The sequence below is a fragment of the Streptomyces sp. NPDC038280 genome (assembly GCF_055600045.1).
Genome location: NZ_JBVJYZ010000003.1, coordinates 252,549 through 276,256, shown reverse-complemented (window position 1 = coordinate 276,256; position 23,708 = coordinate 252,549). Strand labels below are relative to the sequence as shown.

The following is a 23,708-nucleotide window of genomic DNA, read 5'->3' as shown; positions in this document are numbered from 1 at the left end:
GGCCGCCACACGGCGGAGACCCCTCTACGCCGGGGGCGTCAGTTCGGGGTGGGCCTGCAGCAGTCCGGGCGGAGCCGCCTGGCGCCATGAGTCGACGACGATCGCACGGAGCTCGTCCGCGTCGTCGAGGGCGGCCAGACGCACCCGCACCCAGGCGAAGGCGGCCTCGTGGTCCGCGACCCAGAACTTCTCGGGCTCGGCGAGGACCAGTTCGTCGCGCTCCTCCTTCGGGCAGCGCACGGCCATCGACGTCTCCTCGTCGGGCAGCGTCAGGAACATCTTCCCGCGGACGCGGAAAGTGGGCATGGACCAGGCCTCCTTCTCGGCCGTCTCCGGCAGGGCGAGGGCGAGTTCACGGACTTCGTCGGAAGTGCACACCCCGCGACCGTACGACAGGCCACTGACATCGGTGATCGACGTGTGCGCGCGGACTCCTCGCGCGTAGGCTTCGCTCAGCACGGACGCTGCGGGGGGCGGAGCACATGACGGCTGGCACAGCACAGAGGTGGGAGTCGACCCTCGACTCGGTCGTGGTGTACGCGCAAGGAGCGATCTGCCGCCGACTGGTCCGGGGTGACGTGCCGCCGGACGGCCGGGTACGGGTGACCGGGCTGCCCCGCTCGCTGGACCCGGGCTCACTGCGGGCCCGTGTCCTGCGCGCCCCCGGGGTGCGCGTCACCGAGGCACGCGTGCGGGTCGAGGCCGAACCGCACGGCACGGGCGCGCCCGACGAGTTGCGGCGCGAGGTCGAGCGGCTGCGCGACGAGTACGCGGCGGCAGCGGGACGCCGGGACCGACAGCTGAGCCTGATCGAGGAGGTCAGGGCTCTGCACCCGATTCCACCGACCCGCAGGCGCGAGGACCCGCACCGCCGCACGCCGGTCGACGCGTGGCTGGAGCTCGCCGACTTCGTCGACGAGCGGCTGACGGGACTGCACACCCGCCTCGTCGAACTGGAGGAGGCGCTGCGCCGCGCCGAGCACGAGTACACCGTCGCCGAGGACAGGCTCGCCCGCGCCTCCAGCGACGCACCGTCAGCGCACGTGGAGATCACGGTGTCCGCGATGCTGACCCTCGACGGCCCCGGCGGCGCGGAGGTCGAGCTGGAGCTGGAGTACGGGGTGCCGGGCGCCGTCTGGGTGCCGGCCTACCGTCTCACCCACCGTCAGGGCGACGACAGCGGCCGTCTGATGCTGCGCGCCTCGGTCGCCCAGCGCACCGGCGAGGACTGGACGGGCGTGCGCATCGCCCTGGCCACGGCCGACCTGCGGCGCCGCACCGACCTGCCGAAGCTCCGCTCGATCCGGATCGGACGCCGTCAGCCCGCCCCCGCGCCTTCCGGCTGGCGCGAGCCCCCTGCGGGGCTCGCCGACCTGTTCGCCGGGTACGACGCCGCGGGGCCCCGCCCTGCCACAGGCGCCGCACCCGCGGCCGTCGGGTTCGGTTCCGCGCCCGGGGCCGCACCCTCCGGTCCCGTTCCACTGCCGCCGCCGCCACTTCCGCCGGCAACACAGGGCTACGGCGGGCCGCCAGCCCCGCTCCCCGTGCCCGGCGGGACGGACGGCGCCTTCCCGGCCTTCGGCGGCGGGACGACCGACCTCCGGCAGCCGGCCCCGTCGCCCCCCGGCAGCGGCAGGCCGCGTACCGGCGGCAGGCCCGTCGCGGCCCCCGCGGCCATGGCACCCGCGGCTCCCGGCCGGGCTGCGCCGCCACCCCAACCGCCCCCGGCACCGGTGTCCGGTCCGCCGCGGCCGAGCGGCGCCGAGCTCGACTACGCCGCCCTCGTCCTGTGCGGCCCCGACGAGCAGGGCGGTCGCAGAGGCCGACTGTTTCCGGACTCTCCCTTCGACCCGGTGGCGGACGAGTACCGCCGCCGCGCCGAAGCGGTGGCCGCGCTGCCGCTGCCCGGGCACGCCGTGCGCCCCCGCGAGTCGGCGGGTTCCTTCGACCACCGCTTCGACGCCACCGCCCGCGCCGACATCCCGTCGGACGGCACCTGGCACACCGTCACCGTCGGCGAGATCCCGGTCGGTCTGCGCACCGAGTACCTCTGCGTGCCGTCCGTGGAGCAGACGGTGTACGCGACGCTGGTCCTCTCCAACGCCACCGACCAGGCGCTGCTGGCCGGCGCGGTGGAAGTCACCGTCGACGACGACTTCCTGCTGACCGCCGCACTGCCCACGCTCGCCCCCGGCGGCGTCCGCCGGGTGGGGCTCGGGCCGGCCGAGGGCATCCGGGTCACCCGCCGTACGAACCTGCGGGAGTCGACCTCGGGCCTGCGCAACAGCACCACCGTGCTCGACCACCGCGTCCACGTGGAGCTGGCCAACCGTCTCGCGAAGCCCGTCACCGTCGAGGTCCGCGAGCGGGTCCCGGTCACCTCCGAACCGGACGTCCGGATCGAGGAACGGGCCGACTGGACGACACCCGAGGACGGCGCGGGGCCCGAGCACCATGCCCCGGGCACGCGCGTCTGGCGGGTGGACCTGCCCGCCGGCGGCACCGCCGCCCTCGACGGCGGCTACGAGATCCGCATCCCGGCCGGCAAGGCCCTGGTCGACGGCAACCGCAGGAGCTGACACACGCCATGTCCACGGCCTCGCATCCGATCGCTCTCCCCGTCACCGCCGTCACCTGCCTGGAGGATCGCGCCCACGTCGAGCGCGCCATCGTGCTCGACCTGGAAGCCGGGATCCAGCGGCTGCGCCTCGGGCCGGTCAGTGCGCTGGCCGTCGACCGTACCCTCCATGCCGAGCTGACCGCCGATCACCCCGCGACCGTGCTCGACGTGCGGATCGTGCGCAGCTGGACGCCGCGCGGGCCGCTCCCGCGCGCCGACGACGACTCCGCCCTGCGCCACCGCGTGCACACCCTCGAGGAGGAGCGGCTCGCCCTTGGGCGGCAGCGCGACCGGCTGCGTGCCCGCCTCGACCTGCTCGGCCGCCTCGCCGCCGATCTGCTGCGGGAGATCGGCGAAGGCGCCGGCTCCGGGGAGGCCGAAGGCCCGCGCTGGGCCCGCGAACTGGACCGCGTGGACGGCGAGCGCGACGCGTACGGCGAGCGACTCCGCGTCGTGGAGGCCCGGCTGACCGGCCTCGCCGCCGAACTCGGGGAGACCCAGCGGGCCATGGACCTCTCCGAGGGGGAGCCCACCGAGCTGATCGGCCACATCGAGCTGACCGTGGAGTCCGCGATCGCCGGCCCGGTCGGGCTGCGCCTCAGCCACCTCACCCCGTGTGCGCTGTGGCGGCCCGCCTACCGGGCCGAGCTCGACGGGGACTCCCTGACGCTGGAGACCGACGCGATGGTCTGGCAGCGCACCGGCGAGGACTGGTCGGACGTACGGCTGACGTTGTCGACGGCCCGGTCGGCGCTGGCCGGCGATCCTCCGCGGTTGGTTGAGGACCGGCTGACGCTCAAGGACCGCTCCGCCGCGGAGCGCCGCACGGTCGACGTCGAGCTGCGCGAGGAGGAGATCGGGGACCTCGGCCCGGTCCCGGTGCTCGGCCTGCCGGGAGTGGACGACGGCGGCGAGGCGCGGGTGCTGCACTCCCCCGGGCCGGTCTCGGTGCCCGGGGACGGCCGAGCCCACCGGGTGCCGCTCTCCGCCTTCACCACGGCCGCGAGCAGCGAGTACGCCTGCTCACCCGAGCTGTCCCCGCTGGTCACCCAGGTGACGCGGTTCGACAACCTGTCCGGGCACGCGCTGCTCGCCGGGCCCGTGGACCTGGTGCGCGGCGGTGGTTTCAGCGGCAGCGGCACGCTGGACTTCGCCGCCCCCGGCGCGCCCGTCGAGCTCGCCTTCGGCAGCTGCGACGACCATCGGGTGGTCCGGCATGCCGAGGAGTCCCGCGAGACCACCGGAATCACCCAGCGGACCGTGGTCACTCGCACGGTCCGGCTGCACCTGTCCCGGTTCTCCGCTCCCGGCGAGCACGGCGAACGGGTGGTCGCCCTCCGGGAGCGGATTCCGGTCTCCGAGGTCTCCGCGGTGGAGGTACGGCTGCGCGAGGAAGCCTGCTCCCCGGCGCCCGACAGGCTCGACGCCGAAGGCATCGCCCGCTGGGACATCAGCCTCCCACCCGGCAGCCGCCGTACGGTCACCCTGGTCTACGAACTGTCGGCAAGCTCCAAGGTCGCCGGGCTGTGAGCTCCCCGGGCCGCGGGCTGCCTTGAACAACTAGCGGATGACTCGCAAGGTGACAGTTGCCGTGTGCAGTCGTCGCGGGTTGCTTCCGCGCCACGGCACTTGAGCCCCACCGCTTGCGGTGAACGAAGCCATGAGCGGTGCGCCCGATGGCACACTTGTGCTCTCGGAGCGGCTGAATGCCTCTGGAGGGGGAGATCGTCTTGGATCCTGCTGTCGCGGCTGTCGCCGCCACCGCCGCGACCACGCTCGTCACCGCGATGACGACGGACGCGTGGGGGCACACCAAGCGGGGCTTCACCCGCCTGCTCGGGCTTGGCCGGGCCGACGAAGGCGCCGGGGCCGAGGCGGAGTTGGAACAGGCCCGGGAGACCGTTCTCGCCGCCTACGAGCGGGGCGACGAGTCGGCCCTGGGCGCGGCGCACGACGAGTGGGCGGTCAGGCTCGGGGCGGCCCTGGAGGCGAACGCCGACCGCTCGGCCGAGTACGAGCGGCTGCTGCGCGAACTGATCGCCGGGCAGCCCGGCGCCGACGGCGAGATCCGAGCCCTCCGGGAGGCGCTGCGCGGGCCAGGAACCGGCGGCGTCTACAGCCAGGTGATCCACAGTGGTGGCGCGGGCGCGCAGGGCCAGGGAGCCAGCGTGACCATCAACAACCACCATTACGGGCCCGGTGGTTCGCCGGCCCAGGCGCCCAGCGGTGAGTCTTGACCGAGCCGCGCTACGAACAACACCTCGCCGCAGGCGCGGTGGCGGCACAGGGCCCCAACGCGACCGCGACCGTCAACCACTACTACGGCACGCGGCAGCCCACGATCGACGCGTTACCCGGCCCGGCCGCCCCGGACACCGCGTGGCTGATGGCCCAGCCCAGCCGCCTCCTCGACGCGCGCAGCCACGTCGTCCCCTTCATCGGCCGGACGACCGAGCTGGAGTTGCTGCGGCAGTGGCGGGACGCGCGGGACGCGCGGCTTTCGGTGCTGCTGCTCCACGGCCCCGGCGGGCAGGGCAAGACACGGCTCGCCACGGAGTTCGCCGAACGGTCCCGGACCCCGGACCTGCCGGCGGCCCAGCGCTGGCAGGTCCTGCAAGCGGGTTTCCGGGGCGGGGCCTCGCCCCGGGACCACGCGGCTGCCTCGCCCGAGGAGGGGGCCGGCGTGCTGCTCGTCGTCGACTACGCCGACCGCTGGGCGTACAGCGAGCTGGAACGCCTGCTGTCCGAACCCGTCCTGCACCAGCAGCGGCCCACGCGTGTCCTCCTGATCGGCCGCACCGTCCGCTGGTTCGCCGCCCTTCGCGGCGAGCTCGCCGACCGCCGCGCCGCCGTCGGCGACCTGCTGCTTCCCTCCCTGGACGCGGACCGTCCGCGGATGTTCACCGCCGCCAGGGACCGCTACGGCGCAAGCGACTTGTACGACCTGCCGGACACGGAAGACGTCGAACCGCCCGCTTCCCTGGACCGCCGTGACTTCGGCCTGACGCTGAACCTGCACATGGCCGCCCTGGTCTCCGTCGACGCCCACGCGCGCGGTGAACGACTGTCCCTCGCGGAGCCGCACGAGCTGTCGGCGTACCTCCTGGACCGCGAATTCCGCGCGTGGCAGCGGCTGTTCGACGCCGGTGGTCACGGGCAGGACTACCGCACCCGCCCCGCGGTCATGGCCAAGACGGTGTTCACCGCCGCCCTCACCGGTGCGGTGAGCCACGACGCCGGGACGCGGGCGCTGCGCGCCCTCGACCTTCCCGGCCACCCGCAGGACCTCCTCCTCGACCACCGGTTCTGCTACCCGCCCTCCGACCGCGAGCTGGTCCTGGAGCCGCTCTACCCCGACCGGCTCGCCGAGGACTTCCTCGGCCTGCTCACCCCCGGGCACGACATCAGCGCGTACGACCCGGATCCATGGGCGAGTGGTGTCCCGGCCACGCTGCTGGACGGCGAACTGGGGCAGACCGTGGCCCCGCGGGCCGTGACGTTCCTGGCGTCCGCCGCCGACCGCTGGGCACACATCGGTGAGCGGGTGCTCTACCCCCTGCTGCGCGCCGAACCCGGCCTCGCGATCGCCGCCGGCAGTCCCGCCCTGACCGCGCTCGCCGCCCTCGCCGACACGGACGGCGCGGCCGGGAAGCACGTCGGCCCCTCCCTCCTCGCGGTCCTGGAGGCCGTCGAAGCGCAGCTGCCCTCGGGCCGCCACGCGGACCTGGACAGCGGAATCCTCGCGGTCGTCGAGACGCTGATCGCACACCGTCTGGCCACGACCACGGATCTGGGCCAACGCGCGTGGCTGTACGGCACATTGGCGTGGCGCCGGGCCAACGCCGGCCGCCGGGAGCAGGCGGTTGCCCCCGCCGAGGAGGCCGTGCGCCTGCATCGTCGGCTCGCGGCGAGCGACCCCGCCCACCTTCCTCATCTGGCGAACTCCCTCAGCGCACTCGGCGACCGGCTGTCCGCCGCGGGCCGCTGGGAGGAGGCGCTGTTCTTCGCCGAGGAATCCGTGGCGATCAGCCGCCGTCTGGCCGACTCCGACCGCGCCGCCCATCAGGACCGTCTGGCGGACTCGCTGACGGGGCTCGGCAACCGGCTCGCCCGGCACGGCCGGGCCGAGGAGGCCCTGGCCGTCACCCAGGAGGCGGCCGAGCTGTACCGGCGCCTCGCCGACGCCGACCCCGTGTACCGGCCCGATCTGGCCGGGCTGCTCAACAACCTGGGTCTGCGCCTGGTCGACGCGGGCCGCACCGAGGAGGGTCTGGCCACCGCTGAAGAGGCGGTCGAGCTGTACCGGCGCCTGTCCGACGCCGACCCCGAGGCCGAGCGGCACCACTTCGCCATGGCGCTCGCCAACCTCGGGGTCGCGCTGCGTGCTTCGGGCCGCTCCGAGGAGGGTCTTGAGATCACGGAGGTGGCCACCGACCTGTACCGCCAACTGGCGGACGCCAACCCGGCCGCCCACCAGCCCGACCTGACGACCGCGCTGACCAACCTCGGGGCCTTCCTCGCGGACCTGGGTCGCGGGGAGGAGGCCCTTGGCCCGGTCGAGGAGGCCGTGGTCATCCAACGGCGGTTGGCCGACACCGACTTCGCCGCCCACTGCCTCGACCTGGCCAAGGTCCTGAACAACCTCGGCACCCGGCTCCTCGCTCTGGGCCATGAGGAGCGGGCCCTCGCGGTCACGCGGGAGGCCGACGACCTGTACCGGCGGCTGGCGCTCGCCCACCCCACGGTCGACCTCCCCGAACACGCGTACGTACGCCACCGGCTGGCACAGGCCCCGAGCCGCGTCCGGGAAGAGGCCCTGGCCGCCACGCGTGAGGCGACCGAGCTGTACCGGCAGCTGGACGAGACGTCCTCCGGTGTCGAACTCGCCAATCTGGCGGCGTCGTTGGGGAAGGCCGGCCAGACCCTGGCCCGGCTCGGGCGTTTCGAGGAAGCCGTCACCGCCGCGGAGCGGGCCGCGGACGTCCACGTCGAGACCGGTGACCGCCGGCGCGCGGCCGAGCTGCTCCTCGAATCAGGTCACGCCCTGATGGGCATGCGGCGCACCAAGGACGCGGCCACCCTCTTCGAGCGGGCGGCCGGCCATTTCCGCCGGACCGGTGACCTCAGCCTGGAAGGCGCCGCGCTGACCAACCTCGGCACCGCCCTGGCCGACGAGGGCCGCTCCGGCGAGGCCATCGCCGCCTGCGAGCGGGCCGCGGCCGCCTTCCGGGGTGCCGGCGAGAGGCTGCTCGAGGTCGCGACGCTCAGCAATCTGAGCAATGCGCTCACGTCCGCGCAGCGGTTCGCCGAAGCCGCCGAGGTCAGCCGCCGCGCCGCCGCTCTCTCCGACGAGATCGGCGACGGCGGCGGCGAGGGCCCACCGCTGCACAACCTCGGCAACGCCCTCCTCAGCCAGGGGCGGTACGAGGAGTCCATCGAGCCCACGCGGCAGGCCGCGGCCATCTACCGCGCGAAGGGCAGCCACCACCGCGAAGCGGATTCCCTCAGCAACCTCGCCGACGCCCTGTACGAGACGGCCCGGCTCGACGAGGCGATCACCGCCTACCAGCGTTCGGCCGCGCTCTTCCACCAGACCGATGACCCTGGCAAGGAAGCCCGGGTCCGCAGCCGGCTCGGCACCACCCTGCTGCGTACGCGGCGCTACGACGAGGCGGTCACCGCCACACAACAGGCGGCCGCACTCTTCCGCGAGCTCGGCGACCGCACCGGTGAGGCCTCGGCGCTGATCAACCTCGGCAACGCCTGTACGGAGACGAACCGCTACGCGGAGGCCGCCACCGCCTGCGGAAAGGCCGCCGCCCTGCTGCGGGAGACCGGCGACCACGAGCGCGAGGCCCACGCTCTGGCCAACCGCAGCGAGGCCCTCGCCAGAGCGGGGCGGTACGAGGAGGCCGTCACCGCCTGCGAACAGGCCGCCGCCGGTTACCGCACGGCGGGCAACCGCGAACGTGAGCGCGTGATGCTGCACAGCCTCGGCACCCATCTCTTCCAGGCGCACCGGTCCGCCGAGGCGATCACCGCGTACCAGCAGGAGCTCCGGGTCTGTCAGGAGATCGGTGACCGCGGCGGTGAGCGGGCGGCGTTGCACAGTCTCTCCCTCGTTCTCGTGTACGAGGGCCGGTACGCCGAGGCCATACCTGTCTGCGAGCAGGCGGCTTCCGGCTACCGCGAGGCCGGCGACCGGGGCCGCGAGGGCGAATCGCTCGACCGGCTCGGGTCCGTGCTGATGGAGTTGGGGCGCCTCGAGGAATCCGTCGCGGCCCGCGAGCGGGCCGTCACGGCATTCCGTGCCGCGGGTGACGTACAGGGCGAAGGAACGGCGTACGGCGAACTGGGTGAATGTTTGGTCCGGTTGGGGCGGCACGCGGAAGCCATCGCCGCCGGCCGACGCGCCGCCGAGGTCCACCGGCGGTCCGGCGACCGCAACCGGGAGGCGCACGCGCTCACCGTCATCGGCCGCGGCCTGAAGGGGCGGGGAAAGCCGAAGAAGGCCATCGCCCTCTGCACGGAGGCCGTCGAGCTCTTCCGCGGGACCGGCGACGGCCGCGGCGAGGCCGAAGCGCTGCGCCATCTCGGCAGCGCCCTCTCCGCTGCGGGCCGGGAGGCGGAGTCCGTCGCCGTCGTGGAACAGGCCGCCGTCCGTTCGCGGGAGTCGGGCGACCAGCGCGGCGAGGGCCTGGCCCTCTATCGCCTGGGCGAGGGCTACATGGAGGAGGGCCGGTTCGAGAAGGCCGTCGCCACCTACCAGCGGACTGCCGCGCTCTTCGAGGAGCTCGACCTCCCCGACCTGGAGGGGTCCGCGCTCCTCAACCTGTGCCGCGCCCTGCGGGCACTGGGCCGGAACGAGGAAGCCGTCACCGTCTACCCGCGGGCTGCCACCGTCTACTCCCGAACGGACGACCGCGAGAGGGAGTCGCAGGTCCACTTCCACCTCGCCCAGTTGCTGGAGAAGACGGGCCGGGCCGCGGACGCCGTCGCCGCCTACAGACGCGCTGCGGATCTCTTCAACGCCAGGCATGACCGCGTCAACGAAGGTCAGGCGCTGTTCCGGCTCGGCGTCGTGACCGTGGAACTCCGCCAGTACGAGGACTCCGTCCCCGCGTTCGAACGGTATCTGGTGATCTGCCGGGAGATCTCGGACCGTAAAGGAGAAGGCATGGCCCTGCTCCTCCTCGGCGGCCTCCTGGTGGACGTGGGGCGGTACGAGGAGGCCGTCGCCGTCAACCAGCAGGCAGCCGACCACTTGCGCGCCTCCGGCAGCCCCGACGCGGTGAACCTCGCCCTGAGCCACCGGCGAAAGGCACTCCGCGCTCTGGGGCGCGACGGGTAGACCGGCGGCTCCCCGTCCCGCCGGGGCCCCGAGGAGGACGTCGGACGCCGGTCCGTGAGGGACCTCTCGCGCCACGTCGTTCCGGCCCGGCATGGTGGGCACGCGCACTCCGGCCCCCAGAACTATGGTGTCCCACCACATACGCCGCTGACCTGCCCCTTCCTACGGTGTGGCGACACGCAAACGTCCCCGCCAACTGCCCGGAAGTGGTGTTCATGGCCGCCCCCGCTACCGCTCCCCCGCCCGCCTCCAACCTCAGGCGCATCGTCGCCGCGAGCCTCATCGGCACCACCATCGAGTGGTACGACTTCTTCCTCTACGGGTCGGCCGCCGCGCTGGTCTTCAACAAGCTGTTCTTCCCCGGCTCCGATCCGCTCGTCGGCACGCTGCTGTCGTTCCTGACCTACGCCGTCGGGTTCGCCGCGCGTCCGCTCGGGGCGCTGGTGTTCGGGCACTACGGGGACCGGCTCGGGCGCAAGAAGCTGCTGGTCCTCAGCCTGCTGCTGATGGGCGGGGCCACGTTCGCCATCGGGCTGCTTCCCACCCATGCCACCGTCGGGACCGCCGCCCCCGTGCTGCTGACCGCGCTGCGGCTGATCCAGGGCTTCGCGCTCGGCGGTGAGTGGGGCGGGGCCGTCCTGCTGGTGTCGGAGCACGGGGACGCCGGACGTCGCGGATTCTGGGCGTCATGGCCGCAGACGGGAGCGCCGGCCGGGCAGTTGCTGGCCACCGGGGTCCTCTCGGCGCTCACCGCGCTGCTGTCGGACGCGGCGTTCACGTCGTGGGGGTGGCGGATTCCGTTCCTGCTCTCCGGAGTGCTCGTGATCGTCGGACTGTGGATTCGTCTCTCTGTCGATGAATCGCCCGTGTTCAAGGCGGCGTTGGCGCAGTCCGAGGCACGCAGGGCCGCCGGGCAGGCCGAGAAGACGCCGCTCGTGGCCGTGTTGCGCCATCACTGGCGCGATGTCCTGGTGGCCATGGGCGCGCGGATGGCCGAGAACATCAGCTACTACGTGATCACCGCGTTCATCCTCGTCTACGCCACGACGTCGACCGGCCTGAGCAAGCAGACCGCTCTGAACGCCGTACTGATCGCGTCCGCGGTGCACTTCGCGGTCATCCCCGCCTGGGGCGCCCTCTCGGACCGTATCGGCCGCCGGCCGGTGTATCTGATCGGGGCCGTCGGCGTCGGCGCCTGGATGTTCCCCTTCTTCGCGCTGATCGACTCCAAGAGCTTCGGGAGTCTGCTGCTCGCGGTGACCGTGGGGCTCGTCCTGCACGGGGCGATGTACGCGCCGCAGGCGGCCTTCTTCTCGGAGATGTTCGCGACCCGGATGCGCTACTCGGGGGCGTCGATCGGCGCGCAGTTCTCCTCGGTTGCGGCCGGGGCTCCGGCGCCGCTCATCGCGACCGCGCTGCTCGCCGACTACGGCTCGTCGACGCCCATCGCGCTGTACGTGATCGCGGCCGCGGCGCTCACGGTCGTCGCCATCGCCTGTGCCCGGGAGACCCGCGACCAGGACCTGGAGGCCGTCGACGCCGAGCCGGTCTCCGGGCCGCGTGAGCCGGCGGCGGGGACGGCGGACGCCCGTACCGTCTGAGGCACGCGTACGCCGAGGGGGCGGGCCATGCGGCCCGCCCCCTCGGCGTTCCGGCTTGTCAGCGCGCCACCGCCGCCGACATCGCGTGCAGCCGCAGCGCCAGCTGGATCTCCAGTGCCCGCGCCGGCTCCTGCCAGTCCGGGCCGAGCAGCCGGCCGACGCGTTCGACGCGCTGGGCGACCGTGTTCACATGGACGTGCAGCGCGTCCTTCGTACGGGCCGGGCTCATGCCGCTCGCGAAGTAGGCGTCCATCGTGCGCACCAGGTCCGTGCCGCGCCGCTCGTCGTAGGCGACGACCACGCCGATCGTCCGCCCGACGAACCCCTCGATGTCCCGCGTGTCGGCCAGCAACAGCCCGAGGAAGCCCAGGTCCTGCGCGGCAGCGCCCTCACCGGAGCGGTTCAGCAGCCGCAGCGCGGCGAGGCAGCGGCGGGCTTCGTCGTAGGCCGTGGCGATGGCTCCGGGCCGGGCGGCGGGCGCCTCGACGGGCGCGGACGCTCCGACGGTCACGGGTTCGCGCAGGGCGCCGCCCAGGTGTTTGGCGGTCTGGCGGGCGAGGTCGGCGGCGGAGTCTCCGGGACCGAGCGGCAGCAGCAGGACGGTGCCCCCGTCCCGCGCCGAGGCCAAGCCGTGCCGGGTGGCCGCCAGGTGCGAGGCCGCGGACCACAGGCGCTGCCGGTCCGCGCTCTCGCGCCCGTCGACGGCGGTCTCCGTGCCGGAGGCCGGCCGGTCGATCCGGGCGGCGAGCACCACATGCGGCGCGTCGACGTCGGTCCGCAGCCGGGCCGCGCGCTCCCGCAGCAGCCGTGGGTCGCGGTCCGGGGCGTCGAGGAGGTCGTCGAGGAGCTCTCCCCGTACGCGCTGCTCGGCCTCGCCGGCGGATCGGCGGGCGAGCAGGAGCAGCGAGGTCACCAGGGCGGCGCGCTCCAGGGTGCGCTGGTCGACGGGGTCCAGGTCCGGGTGGCCGCGCAGGACGAGCGCGCCGAAGACCTCACCGCCCGCCGAGACGGCCGCGACCCAGTCCTCGCCCCGCCGCACGGCACGGCCGTCCGCGTGCGGCTGCGGGTGCGGGTGCGGCGGCTCGGCGTCGGTGAACTCGACCGTGCCGTCCAGCACTTCGGACAGGGCGCCGGCCACGTCGTGGACGCCGCCGCCGCGCAGGACGAGTTCGCTGAGACGGTCGTGGACCTCGGAGGCCCGCTCGATGACTCCGCTGTGGTCGCGGATGATCTCGTTCGCGCGCTCCAGTTCGGCGAGCGCCGAGCGCGTCTCGGCCAGGAGATTGGCGGTGTCGATGGCGACGGCCGCATGGGCGGCGAACGAGCCGAGCAGCGCGACCTGTTCGCGGGCGAAGACCCTGGCACGGCGGTCGGCGGCGAAGAGCACGCCGATGACCTGGCTGCCCAGCATCAGGGGGACGCCGAGGATCGCGACGAGGCCCTCGTCGCGGACTCCCGAGTCGATGGCGTGGGTGTGCTGGAAGCGGGCGTCGTCGAAGTAGCTGTCGGTGACGTAGGGGCGGGCGGTCTGGGCGACGAGCCCGCCGAGTCCCTCGCCCATGCCGAGCCGCAACTGCTGGAAGCGCGCCGAGACGGACCCTTCGGTGACCCGCATATAGGTGTCACCGGCGGCGGGGTCGTTGAGGCTGAGGTAGGCGACCTCGGTATCGAGCAGCGAGCGGGCCCGCTGGACGATCGCCCTCAGGACGGCGTCCAGGTCGCGCAGGCCCGCGAGGTCGTGGGCGGTGGCGAACAGGGCGGACAGCTCCGCCTCGCGACGGCGGCGGCCTTCGAGATCGGCGCGCACGCGCAGCGCGAGCTGCTTGGCGCGCTCCAGTTCGGCGAGCTCGTCCGGGCCCGCGCCGCTCGCCCTGGCGAGCAGTACGGGCCTGTCGTATGCCTCCGCCGGCGCTCGGCGTGCGAGGAGTTCCAGGTAGGAGGCCTGTTCGTGGGACATGGTCACAGGGATACCTGCCGTACGGGTGTGCGCACCAGCCCTGTGGACAACTCGCGGACCGTCAGTGCGCGGTCCAGCCGCCGTCGAGGGCCAGTGACGTGCCGGTGATGAACGATGCCTGTGGGGTGCAGAGGTAGAGGACGGCCTCGGCGACCTCCCCCGGTTCGATGAGCCGCTTGACGGCGGAGTCCTTGAGCAGGACATCGGTCAGGACGCGCTCACGGGGGATGGAGTGCGCCGCCGCCTGGTCCTCGATCTGCCGCTCGACCAGGGGGGTGCGCACATAACCGGGGTTGACGCAGTTGGACGTGACCCCGTGCGGGGCGCCTTCGAGGGCCGCGGTCTTGGAGAGCCCCTCCAGACCGTGTTTGGCCGCCACATAGGCGGACTTGTACGCGGAGGCGCGCAGCCCGTGTACGGAGGAGAGGTTGACGATACGACCCCAGCGCTGGCCGTACATGTGCGGCAGCGCGCCCCTGATCAGCCGGAACGGGGCCTCCAGCATCACGGTCAGGACCGTGTGGAAGACCTCCGGGGGGAAGTCCTCGATGGGCCGGACCATCTGGAGGCCGGCGTTGTTCACGAGGATGTCCGTGCCCGCGGCGGCCGCCTCCGCGGCGTCGAGATCGGTGAGGTCGAGCGGCTGCGCCTCGATGGTGCCCGCGAGCCCGGCGGCCTGCTCGACCAGCGCCTCCAGGCCGTCGGCCGCCCGGTCCACGGCGCGCACCGTGGCTCCGGCGGCGGCGAGCCGCAGCGCACAGGCGCGGCCGATCCCTCCGGCGGCGCCGGTGACGAGCGCGACGCGCCCGCCCAGGTCGACGGTGACGGAGTGGGGCTCGGAGGCAGGACCAGAAGGGGTGAGGGCGGTCATGCTCCGCACCCTATGGAGCACATCGGCGGCAACCGATGTGCTCCGAACCCATACTTCAGCCCAGGGGGGTGGTGTCGAACCATGTGGGTTCATCGGTGAGCGCCTGCTTGATCCGGAAGCGGGAGAACTCCAGGAGCTCGGGGAGCGCGTCGACCGGAAACCAGCCCACCTCTGTGGACTCGTCGTCGTTCACCCGCGCCACCCCTCCGACGGCCCGGCACCGGAACGTGATGTCCATGAACTGGCACTGGTCGCCGTTGGGATAGGTGATGGGTGCGCCCAGGGTCTGGACGAGGACGACCCGCTCGATCTCGCAGCGCACGGCGGTCTCCTCATACACCTCACGCAGGGCCGCCGCGGCGGGCTGCTCCCCCGGCTCCACGATCCCGCCGATGATCGACCAGTTGCCGGTGTCACTGCGCCGCCCGAGCAGGACCCGACCCTCGTCGTCGAAGACGACGGCGCTGACGCCCGGCAGGAACAGCAACTGGTGGCCGGCGGTGGCCCGGATGGCGCGGATGAAGTCAGGAGTGCCCATCCCCCGACGATAGCCGCGGGCGACGGGCCCCTCCGGGTCCGGGCGCCGTGCGCGAAGTGGCCCGGGTGGAGGCTCAGGCGCCGTGCGCGAAGAACTGTGCCCGTGCCTCAGGCGTCGCCCGCGCTCCGGCGGACCCGTACGCCGCGGGTGGCCGACCAGCCGATGCCGAACAGGGCGAGGGCCACCAGCGCGGCCTCGGGCAGCGTCCCCCACCGGGTCGCGGGCGTCCGCGAGGAGCGCAGGGGCACCTCGGCGACCAGTGCGTCCGGAGTGAACATGGCGCTCTGGTCGACGATCCGGCCGTCCGGTTCGATGATCGCGCTGACGCCGCTGGTCACCGGGACGACGACGGACCGGCTGTGCTCGACCGCCCGGACCCGCGACATCGCGAGCTGCTGGTAGGTCATCTCGCTGCGCCCGAAGGTGGCGTTGTTACTGGGGACGGTGATGAGCTGGGCCCCATGGGTCACGGTGTCCCGGACCGCCCAGTCGAACGCCGCCTCGTAGCAGGTGGCGAGGCCGACCCTGGTACCGGCGAGGTCGAACACACCCACCTCGTTGCCCGGCCCGAAGTCCCGGCTGACACGGTCGACGTCCTTGTTGAAGAGCCGTACCACCGCGCGCATGGGGATGTACTCACCGAACGGCTGCACATGCCGCTTGTCGTAGGTGGCGACGGGACCTCGCCCGGGCTCCCAGTCGATGAGCGTGTTGCGCAGGTTCCCGGTCGCGGGCGCGACGACGGCGCCGATCACCGTCGGCGCCCCGATCGCCTTGACCGCCCGGTCGATGACGAGCCGCGCGTCGTCGTTGGCGTAGGGATCGATGTCGGAGGAGTTCTCCGGCCACAGAACGAAGTCGGGCCTGGGTTCCTTGCCCGCCGCGACGTCGGCCGCGAGCTGTTCGGTGCGCCGGGCGTGGTTGTCGAGGACCGCGCGACGCTGGGCGTTGAAGTCGAGGCCGAGACGTGGCACGTTGCCCTGGATCGCGGCGACGGTCGCGGTGCCGTCCTGCGCCGAGTCGTCGACGAGGGGCAGCGCGGCGAACGCCCCCGCGACCGGGGCGAGGACCGCGAGCGCGGCTGCCGCGAGGGGTCCGCGCGGCAGCTCGCCGGTCGCCCGGTACGCGCGCACGCGGCGCACGGCTTCGTAGAGCCCGAAGCCGCACAGGGCCACCGCGAAGCCGAGTACGGGCGTCCCGCCGACCGCGGCAAGTGGCAGGAAGACGCCGTCCGCCTGGCCGAAGGCGATCTTGCCCCAAGGGAAGCCGCCGAAGGGAACCCGCGCGCGGGCGGCCTCGCCCGCGATCCACACGGCCGCGGCCCAGAGCGGCCAGGCGGGCAGTCGGGAGACGGCGGCGACGCCGAGCCCCGTCGCGCCGACGAAGAGCGCCTCGGCGGCGACCAGGGCCAGCCACGGCACCGGGCCGACGGCGGAGCCGGTCCAGACGAGGAGCGGCATCAGGAACGCGAGCCCGGCGAGATAGCCGAGCCCGAAGGCGCCCCTGGGCCGACGGCCCCTGAGGGTCCAGCCGAGGAGCGCGAAGGCCGGCAGCGCGAGCCACCACAGGGGCCGGGGCGGGAAGCTCAGATAGAGGAGCACCCCGCTCAGCGCGGCTCCGCCCGGGCGTGCGAGGCGCCGGAGGAGCCGGGTGCGTCCCGGGGCGGCGGCGGGCTCGGAGGCGTCGGACGCGTCGACGGGGGTGATGGTGGTGCTCACGTGGCGGAGTCTACGGTGAGCCGCTGCGCCGGGGGCAGGTCGGCCCGTCCCCCGCTCGCCGTCGGAAGACATCGCTCCGCAACCTCCTGCCGCATCGTTTCTGCGCAATCTCTCCACAAAGTCTCACCCTTGCCGTTACGGTGTCCGCCGGCCTCGCCGCCGGGTCCGCCGGGCCGCGGCGGTCGGGGTCCGTCACGGGTCGGGGGGTCGGCGGGATGGCTGCTGCCGCGGTGGACCGTTCCACCGGACGAGAGGCCGGGCAGGACGCGGGGCCGGTGGACGCCGACGGGACCTCGCACGAGCCCGGTCGCGGCACCGATGTCACCGGGGTCGTCGTCCTCGGCGCCTGTGCGATGTGGTCGCTGGTCAGCGCCGCCGGCCGGGACGCGCGCCCGGAAGGCGTACTGCTCGCGGTGCTCGCCCTTGCCGCCGGGTACGCCTGTGGCCGTATCTCCGGGAGCCTGCTGCCGGTGGCCGCCGCCACGGTCATGTCCCTCGCGGCTGTCGCGCTGGCCCTGGCCTCCCGGCAGGGCGTGCCGGGCGCCACGTCGTCGATGCCGTCCGGACACAGCGGCGCCTGCGCGGCGCTGTTGGTGCTGGCGGCGGGGGCCGCCTGCTGTGCCGCCGCGGCGGCGGCCCCGCCCGCCGGCCGGCGGGCCCTGTGGTTGCTGGCTCTCGCCGTGGCGGGCACGGCGACGGCGCTCGGCTCGGTGACGGGGAGCGTGGGCGCCCTCGGAGTCCTGGTCTGCTCGCTCGCGGCCGCCCGGACGCGACGCCGGCTGCCGGCTGTGGTGGGGCTCGCCCTGATCACCGCTCTCGTCGTGGGTGCCTGCTGGGCGGTCGCCGCCGAGGCTCTGCCGAGCCGCATGTCCACCGCCCTGGAGGCCCGCCTGACCCATGATCGCGTCCTGCTCTGGCACGACGCGATCGCGCTCGCCGAGGAGAACCCCCTGGTCGGCGTCGGCCCCGACCGGTTCGGCGCGGTGAGCCCCACCGCGCAGGCGGCGCCGGTCTCCGACGGGACGCCGCACTCGGCGCCGCTGCAGCAGGCCGCCGAGCAGGGTGTGGTGGGGGTCGTACTGCTCGGGGCGGCCTTCTGCTGGCTGCTCCATGGCCTGCGGCGGTCGGCCCGCTCCACGGCGGTGGTTCTGGCGGCGGCCGTCACCCTCACGGCGCTGGCGCTCCTGGCGGCTGTCGGAAACGCCCTGAGTTTCACCCCGGTGACCGCGGGCGCGGGCCTGCTGGCGGGTCTCGCGACGGCCCGCCGACCGGCCCCGGACCGCGTGCCCGAACGGACAGAGGCGCCGCGGACGCCCGATACGGCCGGAGGCCCCCGCGATTCCCGGAGATGACTCGCGGACGATCCCGCGATAGCGGGAAGCGGGAGGAAGAGGTGGCTCAGGCCTGCGCGGGCGCGCTCGGGGGCCGCGGTGTGGCCAGGCGCTCGCGGATGATCCGTACCGCCGCCTCGGCGTCGTCGACGGTCACCGTGAAGCTGCGGCCGTCCCACAGTGTCAGGACCACGCCCTCGCCCCGGCGCACGATCACCGCCGTGCCCCGCTCCGGCCGCCAGCGGTAGCCCCAGCCGCCCCACTGCCGTGGGGTGACCTTGGGGTCGAATTCGGCGCCCACGACATGGTCGAGGAGGATCCGGCGGCGCGGCACGCCTATGTGGCCGCAGCGGACCTCCATCGCGTGGTGGTCGACGGTGACCGCCACATGGACGAAGGCGAGGGTGCCGAAGAGCATCAGCAGCCCCGCCGCCACGCAGCCGATCACGGACATGAGGAGGGGCGCGATGCCAGAGTTCCACGTGGAGTCCACCGCGAGCTCGACGCCCAGGGCGATGCAGGCGGCGCCACCCGCCGCGAGCACCCACTGCATGCGATTGGTCGCACGGCCGGTCCACACCTCGGGCAGCGGCTCGTCGGGGTGGAGCGCGTGACGGGAATGGTCCCTCATGTGTAACAGCGTACTCACGTTCCGCTCACGGGCACCCGGTCGGCGTCAGCGGGCAGGGACGACCGCTCCGAGCAGTCGGCCTTCCGCGTAGCTCAGCGCGGCAGCCGGGACTTCCGACGCCCGCCCGCTGAGCAGCACGGTCAGGCCGGTGCTCGGTTCCGCGGTGGGCGCGGGCTCGGCACCGATACGGCGCAGGGCCTGTGCGGCGACTGCCCCCGCCGAGCCGTGGAAAACCACCGGCGGGAGGCCGGGCGGCTGTACGGCCGCGCGGATACGGTCCTCGACCAGTTCGTAGTGCGTGCATCCGAGGACCACGGCCCGCACATCGTCCGGGGTGAGGGCGGCCGCGGCCGCGATGGCGGCGTCGATGGCGCCCTGGTCGGCGTGCTCGACGGCGTCGGCGAGGCCGGGGCAGGGCACCTCGGTGACCTCGACGGAGCCGGCGAAGTCGCGGATCAGGCCGCGCTGGTACGGGCTGCCGGTGGTGGCCGGGGTCGCCCAGATGGCGACGGGGCCTCCGCTCGCCGCGGCCGGCTTGATCGCGGGGACCGTCCCGATGACGGGGATGGCGGGCTCGAGCTCCGCCCGGAGCGCGGGCAGGGCGTGCACCGACGCCGTGTTGCAGGCGACGATCAGCGCGTCGGGGCGGTGGGCGGCCGCGGCTCGCGCCACCGCGAGGGCGCGCGTGGCGAGGTCTTCCACCGTCCGGGGGCCCCACGGCATGCCGTCGGGGTCCGAGGACAGGACGAGATCCGCGTCAGGCCGCAGCCGGCGTACCGCGACGGCGGCCGCGAGCAGGCCGATTCCGGAGTCCATGAGCGCGATCTTCACCCGGTCACCCTAGCCGACGGGCCTTGCGCTCCCGCCGATCTGGGGCAGACTGCGGCGAATGAGCGCCATTGCCTGGATCGCTGTGGGTTCGCTGGCCGCCTGGGGGTGGCTGTTGCTGGGTCAGGGGTTCTTCTGGCTCACCGATCAGCGGCTGCCCCGGCGTGCCCGCCCGGCGGTGTGGCCCAGGGTCGCCGTGGTCGTGCCGGCGCGGGACGAGGCACGGGTGCTCCCGGTGAGTCTTCCGTCGCTGCTGGCGCAGGACTATCCGGGCGAGGCCGAGATCGTGCTCGTCGACGACGGCAGTACGGACGGTACGGGCGCGCTCGCGCGGGCGCTGTCCGACGAGTGCGGCGGCCTCGCGCTGACGGTGGCGCATCCCGGTGAGCCGGAGCCGGGCTGGACCGGGAAGTTGTGGGCGCTCCGGCACGGGATCCGGCTGGCGCGGGAGGACGGGCCGGACGCGCCCGAGTTCCTGCTGCTCACGGACGCCGACATCGCGCACGAGCCGGACAGTCTGCGGGAGCTCGTGGCGGCGGCCGTGTCGAACGATCTGGATCTCGTGTCGCAGATGGCGCGGCTGCGGGTGGCGAGCGGCTGGGAGCGGCTCGTCGTGCCGGCCTTCGTCTACTTCTTCTCCCAGCTGTATCCCTTTCGCTGGATCAACAAGCACGGCGCCCGGACGGCGGCGGCCGCGGGCGGCTGTGTGCTGCTGCGTACCGCGGCGGCGGACCGGGCCGGTGTGCCGGAGGCGATCCGGCAGGCCGTGATCGACGACGTGTCGCTGGCACGGGCGGTGCGGCGCAGCGGCGGGCGGATCTGGCTGGGCCTCGCGGAGCGGGTGGACAGCGTGCGGCCGTATCCGCACCTCGGCGACCTGTGGCGGATGGTGTCGCGGAGCGCGTACGCGCAGCTGCGGCACAACGCTCTGGTGCTGACGGGGACCGTGGCCGGACTCGCGGTGGTGTATCTGGCACCGCCGCTGGCGGTGGCCGCGGGGATTTTCCGGGGGGACACGGCCGCGGGCTGGGCGGGCGGGGCGGCGTGGGCGGTGATGGCCGGCACGTACGTCCCGATGCTGCGCTACTACCGGCAGTCGCTCTGGCTCGCTCCGCTGCTGCCGTTCACGGCCCTGCTCTATCTGCTGATGACGGTGGACTCGGCGGTGCAGCACTACCGGGGCCGGGGCGCCGCGTGGAAGGGGCGTACGTACGCCCGCCCCGAAGCGGCGCCCTGAGCGATCCGGCGCGCATCCGCACCCGCGCGGTCGGCACGGGTGCGGGGCGGAGGCTACTTCCTGCCGGGCGTCCAGTTCATGCCCCACCCGTAGGCCTGGTCGATGGTGCGCTGCGGGCTGACGCCGCGCGCGGGGACCAGGTAGCGGGCCTCGCGCCGCACGACGAGGTCGCCGCCCTCCACGGTGAGCAGCGCGAGGGCGCAGACCGTCGAGGGGACGGTGCACTCGTCGAGGGAGAAGTCGACGGGCGCTCCGTGCTGCGGGCGCAGGGTGACGGTGGCGTGCAGATCGGCGAAGCTGCGGGCGCCCTCGTAGATGGTGACGAAGATGAGGACGCGGCGGAGCCGGTCCTTGTGGTCGAGGTTGACGGTCAGGTTCTCGCCGGTGGCCAGGGCTCCGGTGCGGTCGTCGCCGTCGAGGTGGATGTACGGCGGCTGGTGCAGGGCACCGAAGGCGTTGCCGAGGGACTGGACGACTCCCTTGCGGCCGTCGGCGAGTTCGTACAGGGCGCACAGGTCGAGGTCGAGGTCGGCGTGCTGGGCGACGGCCCGGCCGAGTTTGGCGCCCCAGCCCTGGAACTGCTTGCGCACCTCCCAGTTGAGGTTGACGCGCAGGGCGCCCGATGTGCCGCCCTGTTTGGCGAGGGAGACGGTCGGGGCTTCCTTGGTGAGCGTCACCTTGGAGAGCCGTACGGGCGCGGCGGCGGGTTCCCGCGCGGGAGCGGGCGAGGACGCGGGCCGTGCGGGGGCGGTCGGGGCGGGGACGGGGGCCGGCGGCGCGGGCGGGGGCGGCGGGGTGGCCCGCTGCGGCTTGTCGACCGTGATCCCGAAGTCGGTGGCCAGGCCTTCGAGCCCGCTGCTGTATCCCTGGCCCACGGCGCGGAACTTCCAGGCGCCCTGGCGGCGATAGAGCTCGCCGAGGATGAAGGCCGTCTCGACGGTGGCGTCCTGGCTGTCGTACCGCGCGAGTTCTGTGCCTTCCGTCGCGTCCAGCACACGTACGTACAGTCCCGGCACGCGTCCGAAGCTGCCTCCGTCCGCCGAAGCCGCCAGCACGATCCGCTCGATGGACGGCTCCACTCCCGTGAGGTCCACGGCGAGGCTGTCGGTCACCGCGTCGGCCGCCGTGCGCTTTCCCTCGTGCCGGACCGCGCCCGACGCGTGCGCGGGCTGGTTGTAGAACACGAAGTCCGCGTCGGAGCGCACTTTGCCCGACACGAGGAGTAGCGCGGAGGCGTCGACGTCCGGGATCCCGGCTCCTGAACGCCATCCGAATTCCACGCGGACACTCCGCGCGGCCACCGGAACATTGGCTCCTTTAAGCATGGACATGCTCGCCCCCATCGCGACTCCGTCACGGAGATTTGTGTAGTGCCAACCTAATCCCGGCGCGTTCCGGCTTGCCTCGGGAGACCCGCCGGTAACCCCTCCCGAGCTTGCCCTTTACAAGATCGAAGCCCTGGTTGGCGACCGTTTTTCCCATGTTCGCTCCTATTGGGGATCCACGGCCTCTGGGACCCCGTAAAACAACCCTCTTATCGGGCTCCCCAACCAGCACATCGTGGGCTTAACTTATGTGCCATGACCTCCCCCCGCGCCACCTACGGCGGCGGTTACTACACCGCGCCGTCGTTCCCCGACACCCCGATCTACGACTCGCTCGTAGCGGAGCGGGGCACGCCTCAGATCGCGCCGATCCGAGTCCCGGCCGCGTACGACACCCCCGGCAGCTATCTGCCGGCGCTCCCCGCGGCTCTTCCCGCCCTGCCGGCGGGTCCCAGCTATCCCACCCCTTCCTACGGCGGCTCGTACGGATATCCGCAGCAGGCGCAGCAGCCCATGCCGCTGCAGCACGCGCCCGCGCCGTACATTCCGCAGCAGCCGGCCGGTCCCCGTGGGTACCCGGGCGTCGCCCAGCCGATGCAGCAGCCGCGTCCGGTCGCCACCGGGTACGAGGCGATGCGCCCCGCCGCGCCGCGTCCCGTCCCCGCTCCCTCGCCGTACGAGGACCCGTACAACCGCCCGTACCAGGGCGGAGGGTACTGACCCGTCAGGACGCGTTCGCGGCTGGCAGGATGGTTGTATGCCGAATCCTGTACTGCGCTCCGTCCATGTCCATCCGGTGAAGGCGATCGGGGGATTCGCCCCTGCCGAGGTGGATGTGGAGCCGTGGGGGCTCGCCGGAGACCGTCGTTGGACGCTGGTCGACGCCTCGTCGAAGGTGGTGACCCAACGGCGGCACCCGCTCATGGCGTTGGCCTCGGCGGAGTTGCTGGCGGACGGCGGGATCCGGCTGTCCGCGCCCGGGCGCGAGACCATGACGGTCGCCGTCCCCGATCCCGCGGCCACGGTCTCGGTGGAGGTCTTCGAGACCGCGGTCGACGCGGTGCCGGTGGGCGGACCGGTGGACGCCTGGTTCAGCGAGTACCTCGGCGCGGAGGTGCGGCTGGTGCACATGGACGACCCGGCGCGCCGCCGGCCCATCGACCCCGAGTACGCCCTGCCCGGTGAGACCGTCTCCTTCGCGGACGGATATCCGCTGCTGGTCACCACCAGCGCCTCGCTCGACGCCCTCAACTCGCTCATCGCCCAGGGCGACCACCCCGACGAGGGGCCCCTTCCCATGAACCGGTTCCGGCCGAACGCGGTCATCGAGGGCACCGCCCCCTGGGCGGAGGACGGCTGGACACGGCTCGCGATCGGAGAGGTCACCTTCCGGGTCGCCAAGCCCTGCGGCCGCTGTGTCGTCACCACCACCGACCAGCGCACCGCGGAACGCGGCAAGGAGCCGCTGCGCACCCTTTCGCGCCATCGGCGTTTCGGCAGCCGTCTGGTCTTCGGACAGAACCTGGTCCCCGAGACCAGCGGCACCCTGCGCGTCGGCGACGCCGTCAAGATCATCGAGTAGGGGTTCGACGGCCATCCGCGCGAACGGCCCCCCGCCGGGGTGAGCTTGCTCTCTCTTCACGCGTCCCGCGCGTACCGCGCGCCGTACCGGGTTATCACGGTCACGGAAGGGGGTGCGG

The 23,708-nt window shown here is 73.5% G+C and carries 17 protein-coding genes; 9 read left to right on the top strand and 8 right to left on the bottom strand.

The window, feature by feature from the left end:
* Positions 1-24: 24 nt before the first annotated feature.
* On the bottom strand, positions 25-378 hold the full coding sequence (locus ACZ7J0_RS09600) for an MmcQ/YjbR family DNA-binding protein (RefSeq protein ID WP_470885613.1): 354 nt from the start codon (positions 376-378) through the stop codon (positions 25-27).
* A 104-nt stretch (positions 379-482) separates the two neighbouring features.
* Between ACZ7J0_RS09600 and ACZ7J0_RS09595 the strand changes: the two genes are divergently transcribed.
* From ACZ7J0_RS09595 to ACZ7J0_RS09575, 5 genes are all read left to right on the top strand, one after another.
* Positions 483-2,579, top strand: coding sequence for a DUF4139 domain-containing protein (locus tag ACZ7J0_RS09595; protein ID WP_470885612.1), 2,097 nt, complete (start codon positions 483-485; stop codon positions 2,577-2,579).
* A gap of 8 nt (positions 2,580-2,587) precedes the next feature.
* Positions 2,588-4,150: a DUF4139 domain-containing protein gene (locus ACZ7J0_RS09590; protein WP_470885610.1), complete on the top strand. Its 1,563-nt coding sequence runs from the start codon at positions 2,588-2,590 to the stop codon at positions 4,148-4,150.
* Positions 4,151-4,350: 200 nt separating this feature from the next.
* Positions 4,351-4,857 (top strand): hypothetical protein, encoded by a 507-nt coding sequence (locus ACZ7J0_RS09585; protein ID WP_470885608.1) that lies wholly within the window; start codon positions 4,351-4,353, stop codon positions 4,855-4,857.
* Positions 4,854-9,971, top strand: coding sequence for a tetratricopeptide repeat protein (locus ACZ7J0_RS09580; protein ID WP_470885606.1), 5,118 nt, complete (start codon positions 4,854-4,856; stop codon positions 9,969-9,971). The genes ACZ7J0_RS09585 and ACZ7J0_RS09580 overlap by 4 nt, the downstream gene beginning before the upstream one ends.
* A gap of 215 nt (positions 9,972-10,186) precedes the next feature.
* Positions 10,187-11,572, top strand: coding sequence for an MFS transporter (locus tag ACZ7J0_RS09575; RefSeq protein WP_470885604.1), 1,386 nt, complete (start codon positions 10,187-10,189; stop codon positions 11,570-11,572).
* A 58-nt stretch (positions 11,573-11,630) separates the two neighbouring features.
* Here the strand turns inward: ACZ7J0_RS09575 and ACZ7J0_RS09570 are convergent, their stop codons facing one another.
* From ACZ7J0_RS09570 to lnt, 4 genes are all read right to left on the bottom strand, one after another.
* Positions 11,631-13,529, bottom strand: coding sequence for a helix-turn-helix domain-containing protein (locus tag ACZ7J0_RS09570; protein ID WP_470885602.1), 1,899 nt, complete (start codon positions 13,527-13,529; stop codon positions 11,631-11,633).
* Positions 13,530-13,590: 61 nt separating this feature from the next.
* Positions 13,591-14,400 (bottom strand): 3-hydroxybutyrate dehydrogenase, encoded by an 810-nt coding sequence (locus ACZ7J0_RS09565; protein WP_470885600.1) that lies wholly within the window; start codon positions 14,398-14,400, stop codon positions 13,591-13,593.
* Between the two features lie 55 nt (positions 14,401-14,455).
* Complete coding sequence (locus ACZ7J0_RS09560) at positions 14,456-14,938, bottom strand: NUDIX hydrolase (protein ID WP_470885598.1); 483 nt, start codon at positions 14,936-14,938, stop codon at positions 14,456-14,458.
* 107 nt (positions 14,939-15,045) lie between these two features.
* Complete coding sequence (gene lnt, locus ACZ7J0_RS09555) at positions 15,046-16,656, bottom strand: apolipoprotein N-acyltransferase (RefSeq protein WP_470885596.1); 1,611 nt, start codon at positions 16,654-16,656, stop codon at positions 15,046-15,048.
* Positions 16,657-16,871: 215 nt separating this feature from the next.
* Here lnt and ACZ7J0_RS09550 point away from each other — a divergent pair, with 215 nt between their 5' ends.
* The gene (locus tag ACZ7J0_RS09550; RefSeq protein WP_470885594.1) at positions 16,872-18,008 is read left to right on the top strand and encodes an O-antigen ligase family protein; all 1,137 of its coding nucleotides are present in this window, start codon (positions 16,872-16,874) and stop codon (positions 18,006-18,008) included.
* Positions 18,009-18,054: 46 nt separating this feature from the next.
* Here ACZ7J0_RS09550 and ACZ7J0_RS09545 read toward each other — a convergent pair whose 3' ends face one another.
* Positions 18,055-18,618, bottom strand: a complete 564-nt coding sequence (locus ACZ7J0_RS09545) for a hypothetical protein (RefSeq protein ID WP_470885592.1) — start codon at positions 18,616-18,618, stop codon at positions 18,055-18,057.
* Between the two features lie 45 nt (positions 18,619-18,663).
* Positions 18,664-19,449, bottom strand: a complete 786-nt coding sequence (locus tag ACZ7J0_RS09540; RefSeq protein ID WP_470885590.1) for a glutamate racemase — start codon at positions 19,447-19,449, stop codon at positions 18,664-18,666.
* 58 nt (positions 19,450-19,507) lie between these two features.
* Here ACZ7J0_RS09540 and ACZ7J0_RS09535 point away from each other — a divergent pair, with 58 nt between their 5' ends.
* A complete protein-coding gene (locus tag ACZ7J0_RS09535) occupies positions 19,508-20,683 on the top strand; it encodes a glycosyltransferase (protein WP_470885588.1) in 1,176 nt (391 codons plus the stop codon).
* Positions 20,684-20,736: 53 nt separating this feature from the next.
* On the opposite strand, the gene ACZ7J0_RS09530 is transcribed toward ACZ7J0_RS09535, so the two are convergent.
* Positions 20,737-22,026 carry a TerD family protein gene (locus tag ACZ7J0_RS09530; RefSeq protein WP_470885586.1) on the bottom strand — a complete coding sequence of 430 codons (1,290 nt, stop codon included), beginning with the start codon at positions 22,024-22,026 and terminating at the stop codon, positions 20,737-20,739.
* 237 nt (positions 22,027-22,263) lie between these two features.
* On the opposite strand from ACZ7J0_RS09530, the gene ACZ7J0_RS09525 reads away from it, so the two are divergent.
* Positions 22,264-22,728: a DUF6643 family protein gene (locus ACZ7J0_RS09525; RefSeq protein WP_470885584.1), complete on the top strand. Its 465-nt coding sequence runs from the start codon at positions 22,264-22,266 to the stop codon at positions 22,726-22,728.
* Between the two features lie 37 nt (positions 22,729-22,765).
* Positions 22,766-23,590 (top strand): MOSC domain-containing protein, encoded by an 825-nt coding sequence (locus tag ACZ7J0_RS09520; protein WP_470885582.1) that lies wholly within the window; start codon positions 22,766-22,768, stop codon positions 23,588-23,590.
* Positions 23,591-23,708 lie beyond the last annotated feature (118 nt).

Coding starts and splice junctions, on each gene's coding strand:
- ACZ7J0_RS09595 (WP_470885612.1), top strand. CDS start 483: ATGACGGCTGGCACAGCACAGAGGTGGGAGTCGACCCTCGACTCGGTC.
- ACZ7J0_RS09590 (WP_470885610.1), top strand. CDS start 2,588: ATGTCCACGGCCTCGCATCCGATCGCTCTCCCCGTCACCGCCGTCACC.
- ACZ7J0_RS09575 (WP_470885604.1), top strand. CDS start 10,187: ATGGCCGCCCCCGCTACCGCTCCCCCGCCCGCCTCCAACCTCAGGCGC.
- ACZ7J0_RS09570 (WP_470885602.1), bottom strand. CDS start 13,529: ATGTCCCACGAACAGGCCTCCTACCTGGAACTCCTCGCACGCCGAGCG.
- ACZ7J0_RS09565 (WP_470885600.1), bottom strand. CDS start 14,400: ATGACCGCCCTCACCCCTTCTGGTCCTGCCTCCGAGCCCCACTCCGTC.
- ACZ7J0_RS09560 (WP_470885598.1), bottom strand. CDS start 14,938: ATGGGCACTCCTGACTTCATCCGCGCCATCCGGGCCACCGCCGGCCAC.
- ACZ7J0_RS09550 (WP_470885594.1), top strand. CDS start 16,872: ATGGCTGCTGCCGCGGTGGACCGTTCCACCGGACGAGAGGCCGGGCAG.
- ACZ7J0_RS09545 (WP_470885592.1), bottom strand. CDS start 18,618: ATGAGGGACCATTCCCGTCACGCGCTCCACCCCGACGAGCCGCTGCCC.
- ACZ7J0_RS09535 (WP_470885588.1), top strand. CDS start 19,508: ATGAGCGCCATTGCCTGGATCGCTGTGGGTTCGCTGGCCGCCTGGGGG.
- ACZ7J0_RS09530 (WP_470885586.1), bottom strand. CDS start 22,026: ATGGGGGCGAGCATGTCCATGCTTAAAGGAGCCAATGTTCCGGTGGCC.
- ACZ7J0_RS09525 (WP_470885584.1), top strand. CDS start 22,264: ATGACCTCCCCCCGCGCCACCTACGGCGGCGGTTACTACACCGCGCCG.
- ACZ7J0_RS09520 (WP_470885582.1), top strand. CDS start 22,766: ATGCCGAATCCTGTACTGCGCTCCGTCCATGTCCATCCGGTGAAGGCG.